The organism is Paenibacillus sp. Mc5Re-14 (assembly GCF_001049835.1).
Taxonomy (GTDB): Bacteria; Bacillota; Bacilli; order Paenibacillales; family Paenibacillaceae; genus Paenibacillus; species Paenibacillus polymyxa_C.
Genome location: NZ_CVPD01000001.1, coordinates 3,880,829 through 3,899,465, shown reverse-complemented (window position 1 = coordinate 3,899,465; position 18,637 = coordinate 3,880,829). Strand labels below are relative to the sequence as shown.

Genomic DNA, 18,637 nt, shown 5'->3' with positions numbered 1-18,637 from the left:
GCGCTCTGCGCGGGTATGAACAGTACAACCTATCTTCGAGTTTACTACACCAGAGAATGAAGCACAAAGTTAGCCACAAACAGTACAGAAATGATATATAATGCGACAGGCACTTCCTTGCCCCGTCCTGCTGCCAGCTTGGCTACGGGGTATGCAATAAAACCAAATGCCATCCCATCTACAATACTGTAAGTAAAGGGCATCATCACCATGATCAGAAACGCAGGAAACGATTCGGTAAAATCACTGAAATCCATCTCTCGCACATTTTGCACCATTAGGCCCCCGATAATGATTAATACAGGCGCAATGGCACTGTCAGGAATATAAGCCAACAATGGAATAAAGAAAAATGTGGCTCCGAATAAAATTGCTGTTACCAGCGGTGTCATTCCCGAACGTCCCCCTGCGGCAATACCAGCTGTAGACTCCGCAGCGGCTACCGCGGGACTGCTGCCCAGAATACCAGCAAAAATATTGGTCACAGCTAACGCACGCAAGCTATTCTTAAAAGAATCCGGTCTTCCAATCATGTTGGTCTGTGCAGTAATCATTCCAACATTCTCGAACAGCACAATCAGTAACAGCAAAAAAACAGCGATCCAGAAGGCTACCGAGACGATGCCTGAAAAAGAAAGTTCTCCAAACAATTGCCCGTACTGTCGTACTGTTTCAGAGGTTCGCACCGTGCTTGCCGGCTCTACAGCCCCCAGTACGTATGCAAGCCCAGTTCCTGCTAAAATGCTGATCAGCAAACCTCCCTGAACGTTACGCACAAATAATACAATAGCGAGCAGTAACGTTACACAGGCTGTAATCACCTTAGGATCATTAAAATGACCAATAGCCACAAAAGTCGTTTGATGTGCAATCACGATCCCGCTTTTTTGCAAGCCGATAAAGGTTAAAAACAAACCAATGCCCACCGTAATTCCATGTTGCAAATTGTGGGGAATCGCCTGGCTTATCAGCTTGTACAATGATGTAAATGCCACAATGGCGAATATCACCCCTGTGACGGCAACTACCATCAACGCTTCCTGCCAGCTCAGCTTCATGGAATGTACGAGCGTGTAAGTGAAAAAGGCGTTAATCCCCATCCCTGGTACAACGACCATGGGAGACTTTCCGCCAAAAGCCATCAGTAGACAGCCGATCATCGATGTCAGCAGCGTCCCGAGCATTGCCCCTTGAAGAGGAATGCCCGCATCTGCCAAGATAGTTGCATTAACCATAATAATGTATACAACGGAAAAATAAGAAATGGCACCCGCGGCTAATTCCTTTTTCCAATGATGCTCGGGCTTGAAACCGAGACTTCTGGACCATAGCCCATCCTTCATACCAAAACCCTCCAGCAAGTTGTTCAATCTGTTTGCAGTAAGCTGCGTTTTTTCAAAACAAAAAGAGCTGTAGCCTACTGTGACACCAAGAAGTGATGCACAGAACTACAGGTCTTAAAAGTGAATACATACTACTGTAATCTATAAATGTCTGTCATGCTACTTTTTCAGCTTACACACCAGCGCGCTCTAACAAATCCTTCACAGCCACACTCACCATGATCAAGCCTGCTACCGGAGGTACAAAAGCATTGCTTGCAGGCGGCTGTTTCGCCTTCCGGATTTCAGGTGCGTTGGCAGGTACAATTTTTTTGGTAATTTCTTCGCGCGGCTTCATTGGCTCCTCATCAGAGAATACAACCTTGACGCCTTTGGTAATGCCTTCCTTGCGCAGCTTGGTGCGGATGACACGGGCAATCGGGTCCATTCTTGTCTTGGAAATATCAGCTACTTGAAAACGACTTGGGTCCATTTTATTCGCAGCGCCCATACTGGAGATCATCGGAATTCCCCGCTTCAAGCATTCTTTAATCAAATGAACTTTGTAAATAATCGTATCTGAAGCATCCAGCACATAATCCAGATCGTACTTGAATAGCTCCTCATATGTTTCTTCTGTATAGAACATGTTCAGTGCAATTGCTTCACATTCAGGATTAATCAGCTTCACACGCTCTACCATCAGATCAGCCTTTTTTTGACCTACTGTTGTCGTCAGCGCATGAATTTGGCGATTAATATTGGTAATATCTACGACATCCTTATCAATCAAAATAATGCGTCCAACACCCGTTCGCGCCAGCGCTTCCACTGCAATTGAACCGACACCGCCGATACCCAATACAGCTACCGTGCTATTTTTCATAACCTCCAGACCTTCCGTCCCGATGGCCAGTTCCGTGCGTGAAAATTGATGCAGCATATGGTAATCCTCCCTCACTGGTTTAAACTCTATGCTGGAACTCCAGCATACAAACCACGAACCCATTATCCATAAAAGGGTAACGGGTTCACGGCATTCTATAATCTATTTACATGCCACAGATGGCAATTTGCAAAATCCAACGTTTGTCTTAAGCTTTAGGCGCAACAGGCTTCGGAGCAAGACGAATATGAAGCTGATCCAATTGAGCTTGATCCACTTCGGCTGGTGCATCCATAAGCAGGTCTGTCGCGCTGGCTGTTTTCGGGAATGCAATGGTTTCACGCAGATTTGTACGACCTGCAAGCAGCATGACAAGACGGTCAAAACCGAAGGCAATACCACCATGTGGAGGCGTACCATATTCGAATGCATCCAGCAAGTAACCGAATTTATCCTTCACTTCTTCAGGCGGCAGGTTGAGTGCTTTGAACATTTTCTCCTGAACTTCACGTTTGAAAATACGCATCGAGCCACCACCCACTTCGTAGCCGTTCAGCACGATGTCGTAAGCCTGAGCACGAACTTGACCTGGATCTGTGTCCAAGAGGGCCAGGTCTTCTTCCTTCGGACGAGTGAACGGATGGTGCTCCGCTACATAACGTTTTTGTTCTTCGTCATAGCCCAGAAGCGGGAAGTCTACGACCCAGGCAAATTTGAATTTGTTATCGTCGATGAGCCCCAAATGACGGCCAATTTTCAGACGAAGCGCGCCCAAAACATCAGCAACTACTTTTTTATTATCCGCAGAGAACAGCAACAGATCGCCTTCTTCGGCTCCCGTACGTTCTTTCAAGGCTTCGATTTCTTCTGGTGTGAAGAATTTAACGATAGGCCCCTTGAATTCGCCTTCTTTCACTTGGATCCAAGCCAAGCCCTTTGCTCCATAACGTGCTGCGAAAGGACCCAGGTCATCAATGTCCTTACGGCTCCACGTGCCACATCCTTTGGCATTAAGGACTTTAACTTCGCCACCCTTTTCAATGACGGAAGCAAATACTTTCACACCACTGGTTGCCACGATATCATTAACATTTACCAGCTCAAGACCAAAACGCAGGTCAGGCTTGTCAGAACCATACTTGTCCATTGCCTCTGCATGTGTAATTCGTTGGAACGGTGTTTCCAGTTCTACCCCAACTGTTTCTTTGAACAATTTCACCATCAGACGCTCCATCATAGGCAGCAAGTCATCCTGTTGCATGAAGGAAGTCTCAATGTCGATCTGCGTAAATTCAGGCTGGCGGTCAGCACGCAAATCTTCATCACGGAAACAACGTGCAACTTGGTAGTAGCGCTCCAGGCCGCCCACCATCAGCAATTGCTTGTACAATTGTGGCGATTGCGGCAAGGCAAAAAATTCGCCTTCATGCACTCGGCTAGGCACCAGATAGTCACGTGCGCCCTCTGGGGAGCTTTTCGTCAAAATCGGTGTTTCCACTTCAATGAAATCTTCACCGTCCAGGAAGTCGCGGAATACTTTTGCTGCTTTGGAACGCAGTTTCAAAGTCTGATGCATTTCCGGACGACGCAGGTCCAGATAACGGTATTTCAAACGCAGCGACTCGTCAACTTCTACGCCATCTTCAATGAAGAACGGAGGTGTTTTGGATGCATTCAATACTTCGATTTCTGTGACACGCACTTCAATTTCACCTGTAGGCAAGTTCGAATTGATCGTTTCTGCATCACGTTTAACAACGGTACCAGTAACCTCTAGCACATATTCACTGCGAACACGGTCCGCAATTTGCAGTGCGTCACCGGAATAGGCCGGATTAAACACGATTTGTACAATTCCGCTACGGTCACGCAGGTCTATAAAAAGTACGCCCCCTAAGTCACGACGGGTCTGTACCCAACCGTTCAATGTAACTGTTTCTCCGATATGCGCATGAGTCAATGCGCCGCATTGATGACTCCTTTTCATAATACACACTCCTGTTAGGTTTAGTAGTTAATGCTATATGGACAGCCAGAGGGAAACTCCCCCTGACTGATGTTACTCATGTTATTTATCCTAATTCTTCCACCAACTGATCCAACTTAACGGTACGCTGCTCGCCGGTTTCCATGTTTTTCAGTGCAATTTCACCTTTAACCAGCTCATCGTCACCCAAAATCGCTGTATATCTTGCTTTAAAACGATCTGCTGATTTCATCTGCGCCTTCATTTTACGCCCCAGATAATCTCGCTCTGCGGAAAATCCAGCTTGACGCAACTTGAACAGTTGTTTGGTCACTTCCGTTTCTGCCGCCTCACCCAACGCCACCATATAGATATCCAATGGCTTGGCTTCGTTCAATTTGACACCCTGATGCTCCAAAATCAGCTGAATTCGCTCAAGCCCAATACCAAAACCAATGCCCGGCTGATCCGGTCCGCCCAGATCTCCAACCAATCCGTTGTATCGGCCTCCTCCACCAATCGTGTCAATAGCACCAATTCCTTCGGCTTTGAACTCGAATGCTGTCAGCGTATAATAATCCAGCCCCCGTACCAAGCGCGGGTTCACTGTATATTCCACGCCCATCGCATCCAAATTTTGCTTCACTTTCTCAAAGTGAGTGCTGGATTCCTCATCCAAACTATCCAAAATCGAAGGTGCCCCGCCAAATTTGTCTTGATCGTCTTTACTATCCAGTACTCGCAATGGATTACGCTCGATGCGCGCTTGGCTCTCCTTGGTCAACATATCCTTAATTGGCATCAGGAAGTCCACCAAATGCTGTCGATAAGCAGCACGGCTGGCAGCATTACCAACGGAGTTAATTTCTACCTGTACTCCTTTTAAGCCCAGCTCTCGGCAGAATTGATACCCGAAAGCAATAACTTCTGCATCCAGCGCCGGGTCCAGCGCCCCGAATGCTTCAATGCCAAATTGATGAAACTGGCGCTGACGCCCAGCCTGTGGACGCTCATACCGGAACATTGGGCCAATGTAATACAGTTTGGTCACATCCGGCTCACCATACAGTTTGTTCTCCACATAAGAGCGGACAACCCCTGCTGTTCCTTCTGGACGCAAAGTCATGCTGCGCTTTCCTTTATCCTCAAAAGTGTACATTTCCTTTTCCACCACATCGGTCGTTTCACCCACACCCCGAACGAACAAATTCGTTTGTTCAAACATCGGTGTACGGATCTCACGATAATTAAAGCGGCGGCTAATTTCGCGGGCTTTTTCCTCGACCACTTGCCATTTTTCTACACTGCCTGGCAGCAAATCCTGTGTTCCCGTCGGTTTTTGAAAGGCCATTTACGTATCCCCCCGTCATTATATTTCTTATTTGTGCGCTCTCTACTTACTCCACTTTTCAATATAAAACAAAAAATCCCTCGCCCTGTTATTATTAACAGGGACGAGGGATTGTCGTTTACAAATCACCCGTGGTACCACCCACATTTCGGAGTTTACCCAGACCACTGTCATAAAAATGACTCAGTGTCCGTCAGCATTGCACTGACTCCGCTCATACGTATAACGCCCGTAACGCGCAGTACGGCTATTATGCAGGATGGTCTGCTGTGTTTGGCATATGCCATGCATTACTCAGCAAAGATTCCTCATTGTTCGCCGCCTGTTCTCGGGGAGGTCATTCGTCCGCTCATCAAGGGAATTTTTACAGCCTGGAAATTCCTCTCTGCGCTTGTGGGTTCGGAGTACTTGGTCCCGTCATCAAATCATTTTTCATTATTTTATGATTTTAATGAACTGCTTCGACAAAGTCAAGACATTCCCCCTAGAATCAGACAAATATTAAGTCTTATAAAAAGAAAATAACCTGCGGAAACGGTCCGCAGGTCTAAAAGATATATCAAAAGGGGGTCATGCTGTTATTATAAACAACGAATATTAAGGAATGATGTTTCGAATATTACAATTGTATTACAGCCACTCTAGTGTGACTAATTTCCTCGTGTATCGACAATCTTGTGACACTCGCTCCCTTTTTAATCCAGCTGCGCCACATATGCACGATTGGAACGGAGCTTATAAATGATCTCATCATAATCGGCATCATTTACCTTGGCGGACAATACATACCGTAATTCATCATGATCACCGTTAATATACACATCTGTCGCACGGAGCAAACCTCCGTCATGATTCGTTGTTCCGCTCCGATCCTCATTCAGATCCCTTTGGGCTGAGCCATAGTTAACCTCGTCATTCTTTGCATCTGGTAGAATATTTTCGCCATAAGCCCCTGCGGCTGGAATTACCGCACCAGCAGAGCCTCCTGTGCTCACAGAGCCAGTATTGTTATAGGGAACCAACGGAATTAAAACCCTCGTCTCGCGACCGAGCGCCTCATCCAGAGCACCTACTTCCAAATGTTCAGTTCTATAAGCCTGAAGCGAAGCTCTGGCGCCCTCTGCTTCATCTTCTGTGCGAAAATAAGCCTGAATCTGTTTAGCCATATCAAATCCTCCTCGTTTGGGAATTGTCCTGGCATAAATCTACAGAGTATTCACGGTCAAATTACAATGCCTTTAACAACTCACGCACAAAGGCTGGCTCATCCTTAGGAGTCCGAGACGTAATAAAGTTACCGTCCACGACCGCCTCTCGATCCTCAAAATGAGCACCTGCATTAATCAAGTCATCTTTCAATGGAGGATAAGCTGTAATCGTCCGGCCTTGTAGCAAATCGGCACTAGCCAAAATCTGCGGCCCGTGGCAGATAGCGCCAATCGTTTTTTTGGACTCATTCATTTCAGTTACAAACTTCAGAACATTTGCATCCAAACGCAGATTTTCCGGAGATGATCCACCAGGAATAACAACTGCATCATAGTCACTTGATTTCACATCTGCAATGGCTTTTTCAATAGTGTAGCTTGCTTTTCCTTGCTTACCGTTCACTTTTTCACCTTGCTTCAGTCCAATAATATCTGCCTCATGTCCAGCCTTTTTCAGCTCATCATAGGGGACCTTCATTTCAGAATCCTCAAATTGGTCAGCCAACAAAAATGCAATTTTACTCATTATCGTTCAGATCTCCTTTCCGGTTATCCTCAGAGCGAGTTTAAAGTTAGGGTTGTTTGTCTATCACGCTTTGTTATTACCCGCTCGATCTGTGTTTATAACAATTTTCAGCAGTGAAAAAGAAAAAGGAGCCATTGGCTCCTCCCTGATTTACTGCTACATAATTATTTTAGATCTCTTAATAGCCGCTTTAGGCAACACGTCTTTAATGCTTTACCAATGAATTCCCGTTGTTACCTTCGTGGCAGGGCACCGCGTCCTGGCTTGTCCATAGCTGTAGCAACATGCTGTAATAACGCATCTGCATTACGGGTAAGGCTGATTGCCTCTCGCATACTCCCAGGATAAAGCAACACCGCGCTTCGATATCCGTCCATTTTTGGGGTCTGACGCATAGCTTCGTCTCTCCTGTCACCCTTAAGGCTTTCCAGATGGCTACTCACCAACCGGGATGACATTAGGGTCCCTCTAAACGGCTATTTTATTCTCTTCTGCTCAAGTTCTCAGATCATACCAAGAATGGATACCTAAGAACGCTCGCTATCCAAAATCAACGTCACTGGACCCCAGTTGGTCAAGGAAACATCCATCATAGCTCCAAAAATTCCGGTCTCGACCTCCAGGCCCTTGGCTCGAAGCTGACTGTTGAAGAAATCATACAGTTTCTCCGCTTCCTCAGGTTTGGCCGCTCCCATAAAGTTGGGCCTTCTTCCTTTACGGCAGTCACCATACAGCGTAAATTGGGAGACAGACAGAATGGCCCCGCCGACATCCAGAACACTGTCGTTCATTTTGCCTTCAGCATCTTCAAATATACGCAATCCCGCTGTTTTATCCGCCAAATAAACGGCATCGGCTGCCGTATCTCCCTGACCAATACCAACCAGCAGCATTAATCCAGTTCCGATTTTGCCGACCACCTTTTGATTCACCGTTACCTGAGCGTCTTTACAGCGCTGAATAATGATCTTCATCGCCTATCCGCTACTCCTTTACTTTTCCCCTTAAAAGTTGCTCACAGCCGTATCACGGCTTTTACAGCCATCTATGAGCCTTGTGCCCAAGATGTATTACAAAGGCTATACAAACCTGTGTGTACACCTAACAAATTTATTGCATAATCCGATGCACGGTGTATACATCCTTCACCCGTTTGATCCGTTCGACAACAGAATGCAAATGATCCGTGTTACGAATAAGAATTGTAATGTGAATCATTGCCATTTTATTTTTATCTGTACGTCCTGTCACGGCCGAGAAGCTAGTTTTGTTCTCAGAAATGGCCTGGAGCACCTCGTTCAGCAAACCATTGCGGTCATGTCCTGTAATCTCAATATCGACGCTATAATTGACCTCAGCTGCTTCTTCCCACTCAACTTCAATCACGCGCGCCTGATCTTCGCCCACACCCGAAGGAATATTCGGGCAATCGGTACGGTGCACAGATACACCGCGCCCGCGTGTTACGTAGCCGATGATGTCATCACCCGGTACGGGATTACAACATCGTGCAAAGCGAACGAGCAAATTGTCGACGCCTCTGACGCTGACACCGTTGGTCGGTGTTTTTTTCCGTTCGCCCTGCGGTTTGTACTCCTTGACCTCGGTCGTCAGTTCAATTAGCCGTGCCTCTTCTTGTTCCTTGCGCAGCTTCTCTGTCAGACGTGTACAAACCTGCGCTGCGGTTATACCGCCAAAGCCAATCGCAGACAGCATATCTTCAGAATCATTAAAAGAGAACTTTTGTGCCACATCCTGAAGTTTGTCCTCGCTCATCCACACGGATGGCTCAATATCACGCTTTCTTAGCTCACGTTCCAGGCTTTCGCGGCCTTTTTCTACATTTTCCTCACGCTTTTCTTTCTTGAACCATTGCTTGATTTTACTGCGCGCGTGAGAGGACTGAGCAATTTTAAGCCAGTCCTGACTAGGTCCATAAGAGTGCTTGGACGTCATAATTTCCACGATATCGCCAGTTTTTAGACGATAATCCAAAGGAACAATTCTTCCATTAACCTTAGAGCCAATCGTTCGATTTCCAACTTCGGTATGGATACGGAAAGCAAAGTCCAGCGGAACCGATCCAGCCGGCAACTCAATGACTTCTCCCTTAGGTGTAAAGACAAACACAAGGTCTGAGAAAAAGTCCATTTTGAGTGATTCCACAAATTCCGAAGCATCCTTCGCCTCGTTTTGCAACTCCAGAATTTCTCGGAAAAAGGTGATTTTGTCCTCAAAGTTTGTGTTATTTGCCCCGTTGTTTTCTTTATAGGCCCAGTGGGCGGCAATCCCGAATTCAGCAGTGCGATGCATATCCACTGTGCGAATTTGTACTTCTGTAGGCTCTCCATTAGGACCTACTACGGTCGTATGGAGGGACTGATACATATTAGCCTTAGGCATGGCGATATAATCCTTAAACCGCCCTGGCATCGGTTTCCACAACGTATGGATAATCCCCAGTGTGGCATAACAATCTTTAATGTTATCCACAATAATTCGAATCGCCAGCAAATCGTATATTTCATTGAATTGCTTGTTTTTCGTCGTCATCTTTTTAAACACACTGTAAATATGTTTAGGACGTCCAGACAAATCAGCCTGAATACCCATCTCTTCAAGCTTCTCTCTGATACGCTGTATGACATTATCAATAAATTGCTCGCGCTCTGCCCGCTTCTTATGCATCAAATTAGCGATGCGGTAATACTGCTGAGGATTCAGATAGCGCAAAGCAATGTCTTCCATTTCCCATTTAATCGCTGAAATACCCAATCGGTTTGCAACCGGACAGAAAATTTCCAACGTTTCATAAGCGATTCGACGCTGGCTTTCTTCCGATTGATATTTCAGAGTACGCATGTTGTGCAGACGATCTGCCAGCTTAATGACGATGACACGAATGTCCTGCGCCATGGCAATAAACATTTTTCGATAATTTTCGTTCTGCTGTTCTTCCTTGGAACGGAACTGGATACGCTCCAGCTTCGTCAGACCATCAACAAGCATCGCACATGTATCGCCAAAATGCTCGCGAATCTGCGCCAAAGACACCGTCGTATCCTCCACAACGTCATGTAAAAGAGCGGCGATAATGGAGATGGTATCCATCTGCATATTAACGACGATATCAGCAACCGCAAGCGGATGCAGAATATAAGGTTCACCGGACTTACGAGTCTGGCCGGAATGGGCCTGCTCGGCAAAATCATAGGCGTCCCTGATGCGGATAAGATCTGCTTCTCTGGTATAGGCCCCGGCCTTTTTAAGTAATTGCTCTATCCCCATTCTGCTCTATTCCGTGTCCTTTCTATGCAAAATGGAACCCGCCGATCAATGTCGCGCAAAGGTTCCCTTTTAAAAGTGATTTCCTACAATTATGACGCTTAGCACGCCACACGTCAACTATTACAGGTTTGGCACTGTCGCATTATTTTGTCACACATGGATAAGTAAAATCAGAATTGTTGTCGAAATGAAACGAATTATATTGAAAAAATTACGAAAAGTAATTAATGTATATAAGAATAATTGAAAGAACTAAGGAGTGAACTGCGTTGCAACGCGAAATTCAAGTTAATGAAAAGCTTCCAGCAGGACCTGGGATCCTGCTCAGCGTACAGCATTTGTTTGCCATGTTTGGCAGCACCGTGCTGGTGCCCAATATTTTCGGCGTCGATCCCGGCATGATTTTGCTCATGAACGGTATCGGAACATTGTTGTACATATGGATCTGCCGTGGCAAAATTCCTGCCTATCTCGGCTCCAGCTTCGCTTTTATCGCTCCCGTCAGTCTTGTGCTTAAAAGTAATCCTGGCAGCAGTGGCTATGCAATGGCCCTGGGTGCTTTCATCGCTACAGGTATTATTTTCTGTCTCGTCGCACTGGTAATCAAGTATGCCGGGACACGTTGGCTGGATATCGTTTTTCCACCGGCTGTCATGGGATCAATCGTAGCCTTAATTGGTCTGGAACTAGTTCCGGTTGCTGCAGGCATGGCAGGCATTATTAATGCCGATCCTACTAAAGCCTGGATGCCAGATCCCAAAACGATCACCCTTTCCCTCGTTACGCTCGGTGTTACTGTTCTGGGTGCGGTGTTGTTTCGCGGGTTTGCCAAAATCATTCATATTCTAATCGGTATCGTGGTGGGCTATGTGCTTGCTTATTTCATGGGCATGGTCAATACACAGGCTATTGCGGACGCTCCTTTGTTTGCCCATCCCGCAATTACCACTCCAACCTTTAATGCCTCGGCTATGCTAACGATTCTTCCAGTTGCTCTGGTCGTCATTGTAGAGCACATTGGTCACTTGCTCGTGACTAGCAACATCGTCGGACGTGAGCTGTCCAAAGATCCTGGTCTCCATCGCTCTCTGCTGGGTAACGGGATTTCTACTGTCATTTCCGGTTTTGTAGGTTCTACACCTAATACGACTTATGGTGAAAATATCGGTGTTATGGCATTAACTAAAGTGTACTCTGTATGGGTTATTGGCGGAGCGGCTGTTATTGCCATCCTGTTGTCTTTCTCGGGTACGTTCTCAGCGATTGTTTCTAATATTCCATCTCCAGTTATGGGTGGCGTATCCTTACTATTATTCGGTGTGATCGCTGCCTCTGGTCTTAGAATCTTCGTTGAGCAAAAAGTTGATTTCGCCAAGCCAACCAACATGCTGCTCGCTACTATCGTGCTTGTTGTGGGAATCAGTGGTACTACGCTCACTTGGGGTGCTGTCACCTTGAAAGGTATGGCATTGGCGACAATCATCGGTATTATCCTGAGTTTGTTCTTCAAGCTGGTTGATGTGCTCGGCTGGTCGAACGATAAAACGCAGGAACCTTTAACTGAAAAAACACCAGATTGATATCTGTTTTTCAATTTTAAAACGCCGCTCCATGTTAGTTATGGATCAACACGCTCAGACTTCTAGACAAGCGTGTAAGTATCCTCTTACATGGAACGGCGTCTTTTTATGCACGGCTTTTATTTTAAAAGAAGATATCACACACGAAAACGGGATACGACCTGATTAAGCGTATCAGAGACACCTGTAAGCGACTTGGCGGAGCTGTCCAGACCTTCCAGATCCTTTAGCTGCCGTTCAGAGCGTTCCGAGGCTTGCCCTGCACGTACAGCTGAAGCTTTTGCAATGTCTGCAAGATAACCAATAGAAGCTGCAACTTCTTCTGAGCCTGCCGACATTTCTTCAGAGGCAGATGAAACTTCCTGCACCTCTATTGCCACCTGCTGAATATCCTGATTCATCGCTATAAAACGTTCTTCCACCTCACGTAAAATAGATACTCCTTCATCCATTTCCAGAGTCCCCTGTTGCATTCCTTCCAAAGCTAATTTGGTTTCTTCCTGCATGGTTCGGATTCGACTCGTAATTTGCTCAGCAGACTCGCTTACGTTAACAGCCAGCTTGCCGATTTCAGAAGCCACCACAGCGAACCCTCGGCCATGCTCCCCAGCACGTGCGGCTTCAATGGAAGCATTCAACGACAACAACTTGGTCTGCCCACTAATTTCCTGAATCATTCCAATAATACTGCCAATTTGGGCGGACCGCTCATTTAACGAGCTTACTACTCTGCCTGCCTCATCCATAGACATTTTCGCTTTATGCATTCCTTGGCTGACCACGTTCAACCGTTCATTCCCTTGTTGTGCTTTATGTTCAATCTCAGTGGTAGCCTCGGATACATGCTGTATAGATTCAGCAATACGCTGTATGCCAACAGCCATTTCTTCCATCGCAGTCGCACTTTCCGCTGCTGCGGTCAACTGAAGCTCGGCTCCTTCCTTCACCTGTGCCAGTTCTCCTGCATTATGCTGCGCATCTTTAGTAGCTCCAGAAATCTCTTGGGATATTTTTGAAGATACGCCTGAGATCACATCTGACTCTTCGCTCAAGCGCAATGCCATTCCTCTGGTTGCAACAATCACCTTATTGATCCCATCAGCCATTTGGCCAAACTCATCTTTACGATGATGGGGTAGTTCAACGGTATAATCCCCAAGAGCCATACGGTTGGTCATCTGCCTAATTTTTTTAATCTCTTTGATCATACCTGAATTATTAATCAATAACGCTCCCATAATTAGCAAAATGCCTATAACAATAACAATTAATAACAGTTTAAGCATTTCATTCGCAGAGCGATTCAAATCTGATTCTGGCAGTAATACGCCGATTTTCCATCCGGTTTGTGGTAGCGTTTCATACATTACCCGATAATTCTCTTGATCAATAGCTACGGAGACTTGTCCAGATGTACCTTTTTGAATAGCTTGTGCTGCTTCCGCATTTATCGTATTTGTTAACGACTCGCCAGATTTTAAGGACGGGAGACCGGATGACAGAATAGCTCCGTTCTTATCCATCAAGATCGCACTACCTTGAGTACCAAACTTCATTTTTTCAATATACGTTTGGATATTCGTCATGTTTAGGTCGCCTGTAATGATACCTAACAGTTTTCCCTCTCTGTTATAAAATGCTTTCCCCGCAGTAATCATATTGATTTTCAGCTTACTATCGTAAAATGGCTCTGTGAAATTTATATCTTTACCACGTTCCACGGCTTCTGTATACCAAGGCTGCGTTAAATAGTCATATTGTGGATCGTCATATTCAGTCGATTGCTTGACTAGCTCGCCATCTCTATGCACATATATTGAACGGTATGTCACTCCTGGATCATACGCATCTTTAGCAAAATAAATCCCTAACCCGTAAGTCATATCATTTAATGTCAGCTCTTGTTCAAAGAGTCGTCCATAATCTTCAATGTTCATTTCTGTTCCCACTTGTTCCGCACTCTTAGTCAGCATCGAAACAAGTAAAGCATGACGATCTACGTTAGCTGCAATATCTGCTTTAACCCTCGACAAGGAATGAGCAGCATTTTGGCTTATTTCCGTATCCAGCTTCTGCTTGGCAAAAAAATAAGACAAAAAACTGATTAAAATCAGTGTTATAAGTACTAGCGGAACCAAGGTAGAAAATGTTCGTGCTTGTAAACTCTTAAATTGAAATATACCCAATATATATCCACCTCTATTTCTTTTTTAATCTTTATCGACATTTATTTTATTTTTTTATAACTTTTTTCCAATAAAAACCGTGGTAATTCGTGACAATAAGGAAATTCAATATAATTACTGCTAATCAAAATAGTCCGATGGAGCAACTCTTTAGAGAAAAGAGATGTTCCATCGGACTATTTAGGCAAATCATCATACATAAATATTTCCCGGGAAACCCCGGTTTCGAAATACTTAATACTTAATTAAGGTGAATACGTCTACGTCAGGCAGCTTTGCCCGTCCGTTGAGATCGGACAGCTCGATAAGAAAAGCAGCCCCTGCCACATTGCCACCAAGTTGGCGTACCAAGTTAACGGATGTAGCGATGGTTCCACCTGTAGCAAGCAGATCATCAGCAATCAGAACATTTTGCCCCGGCTCAATCGCATCCTTATGCATAGCCAGAGTATCCTTACCATATTCCAAACCGTATGCTTCCTCAATGGTTTCTCCAGGCAACTTACCACTCTTACGGATGGGAATAAAACCAACACCAAGCGCATAAGCCAGAGGTGCACCGACAACGAATCCACGTGCTTCCGGACCTGCAATCAAATCAATTTTTAAATCAGATACCAGTTCCTTCATATCGTTGATTGCCTTACGATACAGTTCACCATTTTTCATTAGGGTCGTAATGTCCTTAAAACTAATCCCTGGTTGTGGAAAATCGGAAATCACCCGAATATATTCTTTGTAGTCCAACTTAGTTCCTCCTACTGTAAACTTCTAATTAGTATATACATTTTACAAAACTGCAAGGTAGTATCTCAAGACGCACCCTTCATAAGCGACATGATCCAACTCGTCATCTGGGTGGTGTCTGCATCCAATAAGTACCGCTCCATCTCAGCCATATTATACAATTCCTGATAGCGCGGAGAAGCAGTTAAATCCCGCTTGGGCGGATTGGATACAAACCGAAATTGACCATCTGTACGCGTCAAAAACTCAAGATCCTCGAAGATATCCAGTACTTTGGATAACATGCGTACTGAACAGGAGCACTGCCGGCTAAGAGCAGGTAGCATTGCCTTTTCGTCAATTAGCTGTGTTCCCATTCGGGAAAGCACAATGTAAATACGCTTAAACAGCTCCCTATCGGGGCTTACGAGCCGGCCGCCACGCTCACTGATCGAATGAAGAAGAAATACATTCTCCACATTCTCAAAGGTAGACCATAAGGCATGAAACTGCTCGGGTGTATCTGGCGGCTCCAGTACGAATAGCGACTTCACAAAGTGCTGTGTATCTTTTTGACCCTCACTGGGAGTAATGCTGCCATCTTTATCGTATAGCCATAAGGATTCAGCGCTCACGGAGCTCGATGGCCGAAGCATGGATGACGGATGGATCAACACCGCAACATTATTCTTTCTTTCCTCTAAGCTTGGATGGAAGATCCTCAGCCCTCGCTCCAGTTCGGCAAGAGGATCCGATACTCCACGATAATCAAATATTTGCGGAGCCTGTACACGAATATCCTGCATCATCAGCTGGAGTGAACGTTTACCGTTCCACTCGTTAATTGATAATTCGCCCAACAGATCTATGTCCGTTTGCTGCTGCAAAAAATCAGCCAAATCGCCACGTCGGAAGGCAATCGCATCCAGCGATAAACCGTTCTGCTCCAGCAATAGCTTCACATGGTTTTTCTCACGTCCCATTTTCCGAGCTTCACGTAATTGAAGTCCCTGTAATACGAATCGTGGAGAAGGATTTCCCATCCCAAAAGGCTGGAGCAATTCCAGTTCTTCAACCACTTGTAAAGATATCTCATCCAGACGGCAGACCATATCGGCCTCAGCTATAGGGATAAAATCTTCCGGTGTCAGAATGGAACCTGCATAGCGGTTTAGCCGCTCTTCGAATAATTCCAGATGGTCACGGGACAGCGTCATCCCCGCTGCCGAAGGATGTCCACCAAAATGCTCCATAAGCTCATGACAATCTGTAAGAGCACTATAAATATCCAATGCAGGAATAGAACGAGCAGAGCCTTTGCACATGCCTGTCTCCGTATCTATGCCCAGAATAATGGTCGGACGATAATAACGATCCAATAGCTTGGATGCCACAATTCCGACGACACCAACATTCCAGCCCTCACCAGCCAGAACAATAACAGATGGAAGCTTGCCTCCATTTAGTTTGGATGCTAATTGCTGCTCGGCTTGCTCCACAATGCGTTCGACCACTTGTTGACGCTCACGATTGAGCAGATCCAGTGCATGCGCAAGTTGATCTGCTTCCTCCTCTTTTTCTGTCGTCAGCAGAGAAACCGCTCGACCCGCATGATCTAGACGCCCGCTCGCATTAATCCGCGGAGCCAATGCAAATGCGATGTTGACCGAAGTCACTGTGGATATCTCCACGCCCGCTACATGAAGCAACGCTCGAATCCCTGGAAATGCGGAGTTTCTCATGGATTGAATCCCTCTACGTACTATCGTCCGATTCTCACCATGTAGTGGCATCAAATCAGCTACCGTACCAATAGCAGCGATTTCGAACCATTCCTCGGGTACTTCACTCAACAGCGCCTGAGCTAGCTTCAGGGCAACACCAACGCCTGCAAGACCTTTAAATGGGTAGGGACAATCCGGTAGCTTCGGATTGATCAAAGTATAAGCCTCGGGAAGCACAGCAGGCGGTTCATGATGGTCAGTCACAATCACATCGATCCCTAAGGAAGTCGCATAAGCAATTTGCTCTACTGCACTAATTCCCGTATCCACTGTAATGACCAGCGTAACTCCCTGCTGATGTGCCCAGTCCAGAGCATGATTGTGCAGACCATATCCCTCATTGGAACGATGGGGGATATAAATATCATAAGATGCCTTCAGAAAACGCATAAGCTGAATCATCAATGATGTACTGGATACGCCGTCCGCATCATAATCGCCATAGATTAATATATGCTCGCCGCGTTCCAGAGCCTGGCGAATTCTCGGCACGGCCTCTTTCATGCCAAGAAGCAGAAATGGGTCGTGTACATCGTCCACACTTCCGTACAAAAAGCGGTTTGCTTCCCCGGCCGTAGTGACGCCCCGGTTCACTAAAAGCCGGGACAACAATGGTGAAATCCCCAGCTCTTCTGTTAACGGCTGAGCCGCTTCCAGGTTAACATCCGGGGTCTTCCATCTGTACTGCGAATGAAGCAATCCTATTCACCTTTCTTTCATAGTCGGCCTGCCTTATTGAAGCAAGGACGACGCATCATTATCAGGCAGTTCATGATTGGATTTATAAGGATACCCGGCTTGGTAAGAAATGAACTGCATTTGTACATGAGTCACCTGTGGAAAACGGGCTAACAGTAAATTTTTGGCTCGATCGGCAATTTCCTGCGCTTCCTGCACCGTAATCCGCGGGTTAACACTTATCGTTACATCCACTGTTATGAAATGGCCCGTTTCCTGAGCATGTAAGTGTTCAACCGTTACAATACCATATACTCGTTGAATCGTCTCCATAAAGCGCTGGGAGTCTTCCTCCCGCAAGGGCTGTGCAGGTGCCTGATAAGCGGTATTCATCACCATCAGATATCCTTTACGCAGCACCAGACAGGCTACCAGCAAAGCTGCAGTTGGATCAAGATACAATAATGCAGGCCATTCCATTGCTTCGCCAGTCATTGCACCGATCATACCGATCAATGCAATCAGCGATGCATACAGCGAGTACCGTTCATGGTTAGCGTACCGATCTGCTTCCGCTTTATGGCCATGTTTAATCGAATAGCGATATTGAAACTGAAATAACGCTTCTCTCAACACCAGGGCAATTAACACGGTAATTAAAGCATACAGACCGGGAGCCTGCGGTTCCGAACTGCTTAATGAACGAACGGCGGAAATACCTAGCTGAAGTCCGCTCATCAGCACTAAAATAGCCAGCACCACAGATATGACCGTCCGAACTTTTTCACCGTTCCGCAACCGCGCCAGCACTCCGTGATCTGTACCACCCTTGGAGAACAGCAGTTCCTGCAAACGGGAAGCACTATCCGCAGCCGTGTGCAGTGCATCCCCCATCAACGCCTTGCTGTTTGCCGCATAACCGACGGTTCCCTTTAGAACAGCCAGCGCGAGATTACCTACAATCCCGCTCAACGCCGCAGTTTCTAATGATCGGCTGCGTTCGCTATTCACAACGTTTCCCCCTCAATCCTGAACTAACCATTTCCCGATAAAGCTCCAATCCAATATAACCGAATTCTTAAAACTAAACCTTTTACAATCAGGTGTTTCACTATTAGCCACAGCATAAGGTAAAT

The 18,637-nt window shown here is 45.9% G+C and carries 14 protein-coding genes; 1 reads left to right on the top strand and 13 read right to left on the bottom strand.

The window, feature by feature from the left end; genetic code table 11:
- Positions 1 to 44 precede the first annotated feature (44 nt).
- The 9 genes from BN1546_RS17750 to BN1546_RS17715 all read right to left on the bottom strand — a co-directional run bounded on the left by BN1546_RS17750 (position 45) and on the right by BN1546_RS17715 (position 10,547).
- The gene (locus BN1546_RS17750; protein ID WP_090738434.1) at positions 45 to 1,343 is read right to left on the bottom strand and encodes an NCS2 family permease; all 1,299 of its coding nucleotides are present in this window, start codon (positions 1,341 to 1,343) and stop codon (positions 45 to 47) included.
- A gap of 172 nt (positions 1,344 to 1,515) precedes the next feature.
- Complete coding sequence (locus BN1546_RS17745; RefSeq protein WP_013372626.1) at positions 1,516 to 2,265, bottom strand: tRNA threonylcarbamoyladenosine dehydratase; 750 nt, start codon at positions 2,263 to 2,265, stop codon at positions 1,516 to 1,518.
- Positions 2,266 to 2,416: 151 nt separating this feature from the next.
- Positions 2,417 to 4,195 (bottom strand): aspartate--tRNA ligase, encoded by a 1,779-nt coding sequence (aspS, locus tag BN1546_RS17740; RefSeq protein ID WP_025676154.1) that lies wholly within the window; start codon positions 4,193 to 4,195, stop codon positions 2,417 to 2,419.
- A gap of 85 nt (positions 4,196 to 4,280) precedes the next feature.
- Entirely contained in the window at positions 4,281 to 5,525 is a 1,245-nt protein-coding gene (gene hisS / locus BN1546_RS17735; RefSeq protein ID WP_090738433.1) for a histidine--tRNA ligase, read from the bottom strand.
- A gap of 695 nt (positions 5,526 to 6,220) precedes the next feature.
- The gene (locus tag BN1546_RS17730) at positions 6,221 to 6,691 is read right to left on the bottom strand and encodes a hypothetical protein (protein ID WP_090738432.1); all 471 of its coding nucleotides are present in this window, start codon (positions 6,689 to 6,691) and stop codon (positions 6,221 to 6,223) included.
- Between the two features lie 61 nt (positions 6,692 to 6,752).
- Positions 6,753 to 7,259, bottom strand: a complete 507-nt coding sequence (locus tag BN1546_RS17725; RefSeq protein WP_013372630.1) for a type 1 glutamine amidotransferase domain-containing protein — start codon at positions 7,257 to 7,259, stop codon at positions 6,753 to 6,755.
- 233 nt (positions 7,260 to 7,492) lie between these two features.
- On the bottom strand, positions 7,493 to 7,654 hold the full coding sequence (locus BN1546_RS27345) for a hypothetical protein (RefSeq protein WP_013372632.1): 162 nt from the start codon (positions 7,652 to 7,654) through the stop codon (positions 7,493 to 7,495).
- A 132-nt stretch (positions 7,655 to 7,786) separates the two neighbouring features.
- Positions 7,787 to 8,233, bottom strand: a complete 447-nt coding sequence (gene dtd, locus BN1546_RS17720; RefSeq protein WP_013372633.1) for a D-aminoacyl-tRNA deacylase — start codon at positions 8,231 to 8,233, stop codon at positions 7,787 to 7,789.
- A 136-nt stretch (positions 8,234 to 8,369) separates the two neighbouring features.
- Entirely contained in the window at positions 8,370 to 10,547 is a 2,178-nt protein-coding gene (locus BN1546_RS17715) for a RelA/SpoT family protein (RefSeq protein ID WP_013372634.1), read from the bottom strand.
- A gap of 269 nt (positions 10,548 to 10,816) precedes the next feature.
- On the opposite strand from BN1546_RS17715, the gene uraA reads away from it, so the two are divergent.
- Positions 10,817 to 12,127: a uracil permease gene (gene uraA / locus BN1546_RS17710; RefSeq protein WP_058830125.1), complete on the top strand. Its 1,311-nt coding sequence runs from the start codon at positions 10,817 to 10,819 to the stop codon at positions 12,125 to 12,127.
- A gap of 137 nt (positions 12,128 to 12,264) precedes the next feature.
- Here the strand turns inward: uraA and BN1546_RS17705 are convergent, their stop codons facing one another.
- The 4 genes from BN1546_RS17705 to BN1546_RS17690 form a co-directional block, all read right to left on the bottom strand.
- The gene (locus BN1546_RS17705; protein WP_090738431.1) at positions 12,265 to 14,313 is read right to left on the bottom strand and encodes a methyl-accepting chemotaxis protein; all 2,049 of its coding nucleotides are present in this window, start codon (positions 14,311 to 14,313) and stop codon (positions 12,265 to 12,267) included.
- A 234-nt stretch (positions 14,314 to 14,547) separates the two neighbouring features.
- On the bottom strand, positions 14,548 to 15,060 hold the full coding sequence (locus BN1546_RS17700) for an adenine phosphoribosyltransferase (protein ID WP_013372637.1): 513 nt from the start codon (positions 15,058 to 15,060) through the stop codon (positions 14,548 to 14,550).
- 65 nt (positions 15,061 to 15,125) lie between these two features.
- Positions 15,126 to 17,522 carry a single-stranded-DNA-specific exonuclease RecJ gene (gene recJ / locus BN1546_RS17695; protein ID WP_090738430.1) on the bottom strand — a complete coding sequence of 799 codons (2,397 nt, stop codon included), beginning with the start codon at positions 17,520 to 17,522 and terminating at the stop codon, positions 15,126 to 15,128.
- A gap of 33 nt (positions 17,523 to 17,555) precedes the next feature.
- Complete coding sequence (locus BN1546_RS17690) at positions 17,556 to 18,512, bottom strand: cation diffusion facilitator family transporter (protein ID WP_058830128.1); 957 nt, start codon at positions 18,510 to 18,512, stop codon at positions 17,556 to 17,558.
- Between the last annotated feature and the right edge of the window lie 125 nt (positions 18,513 to 18,637).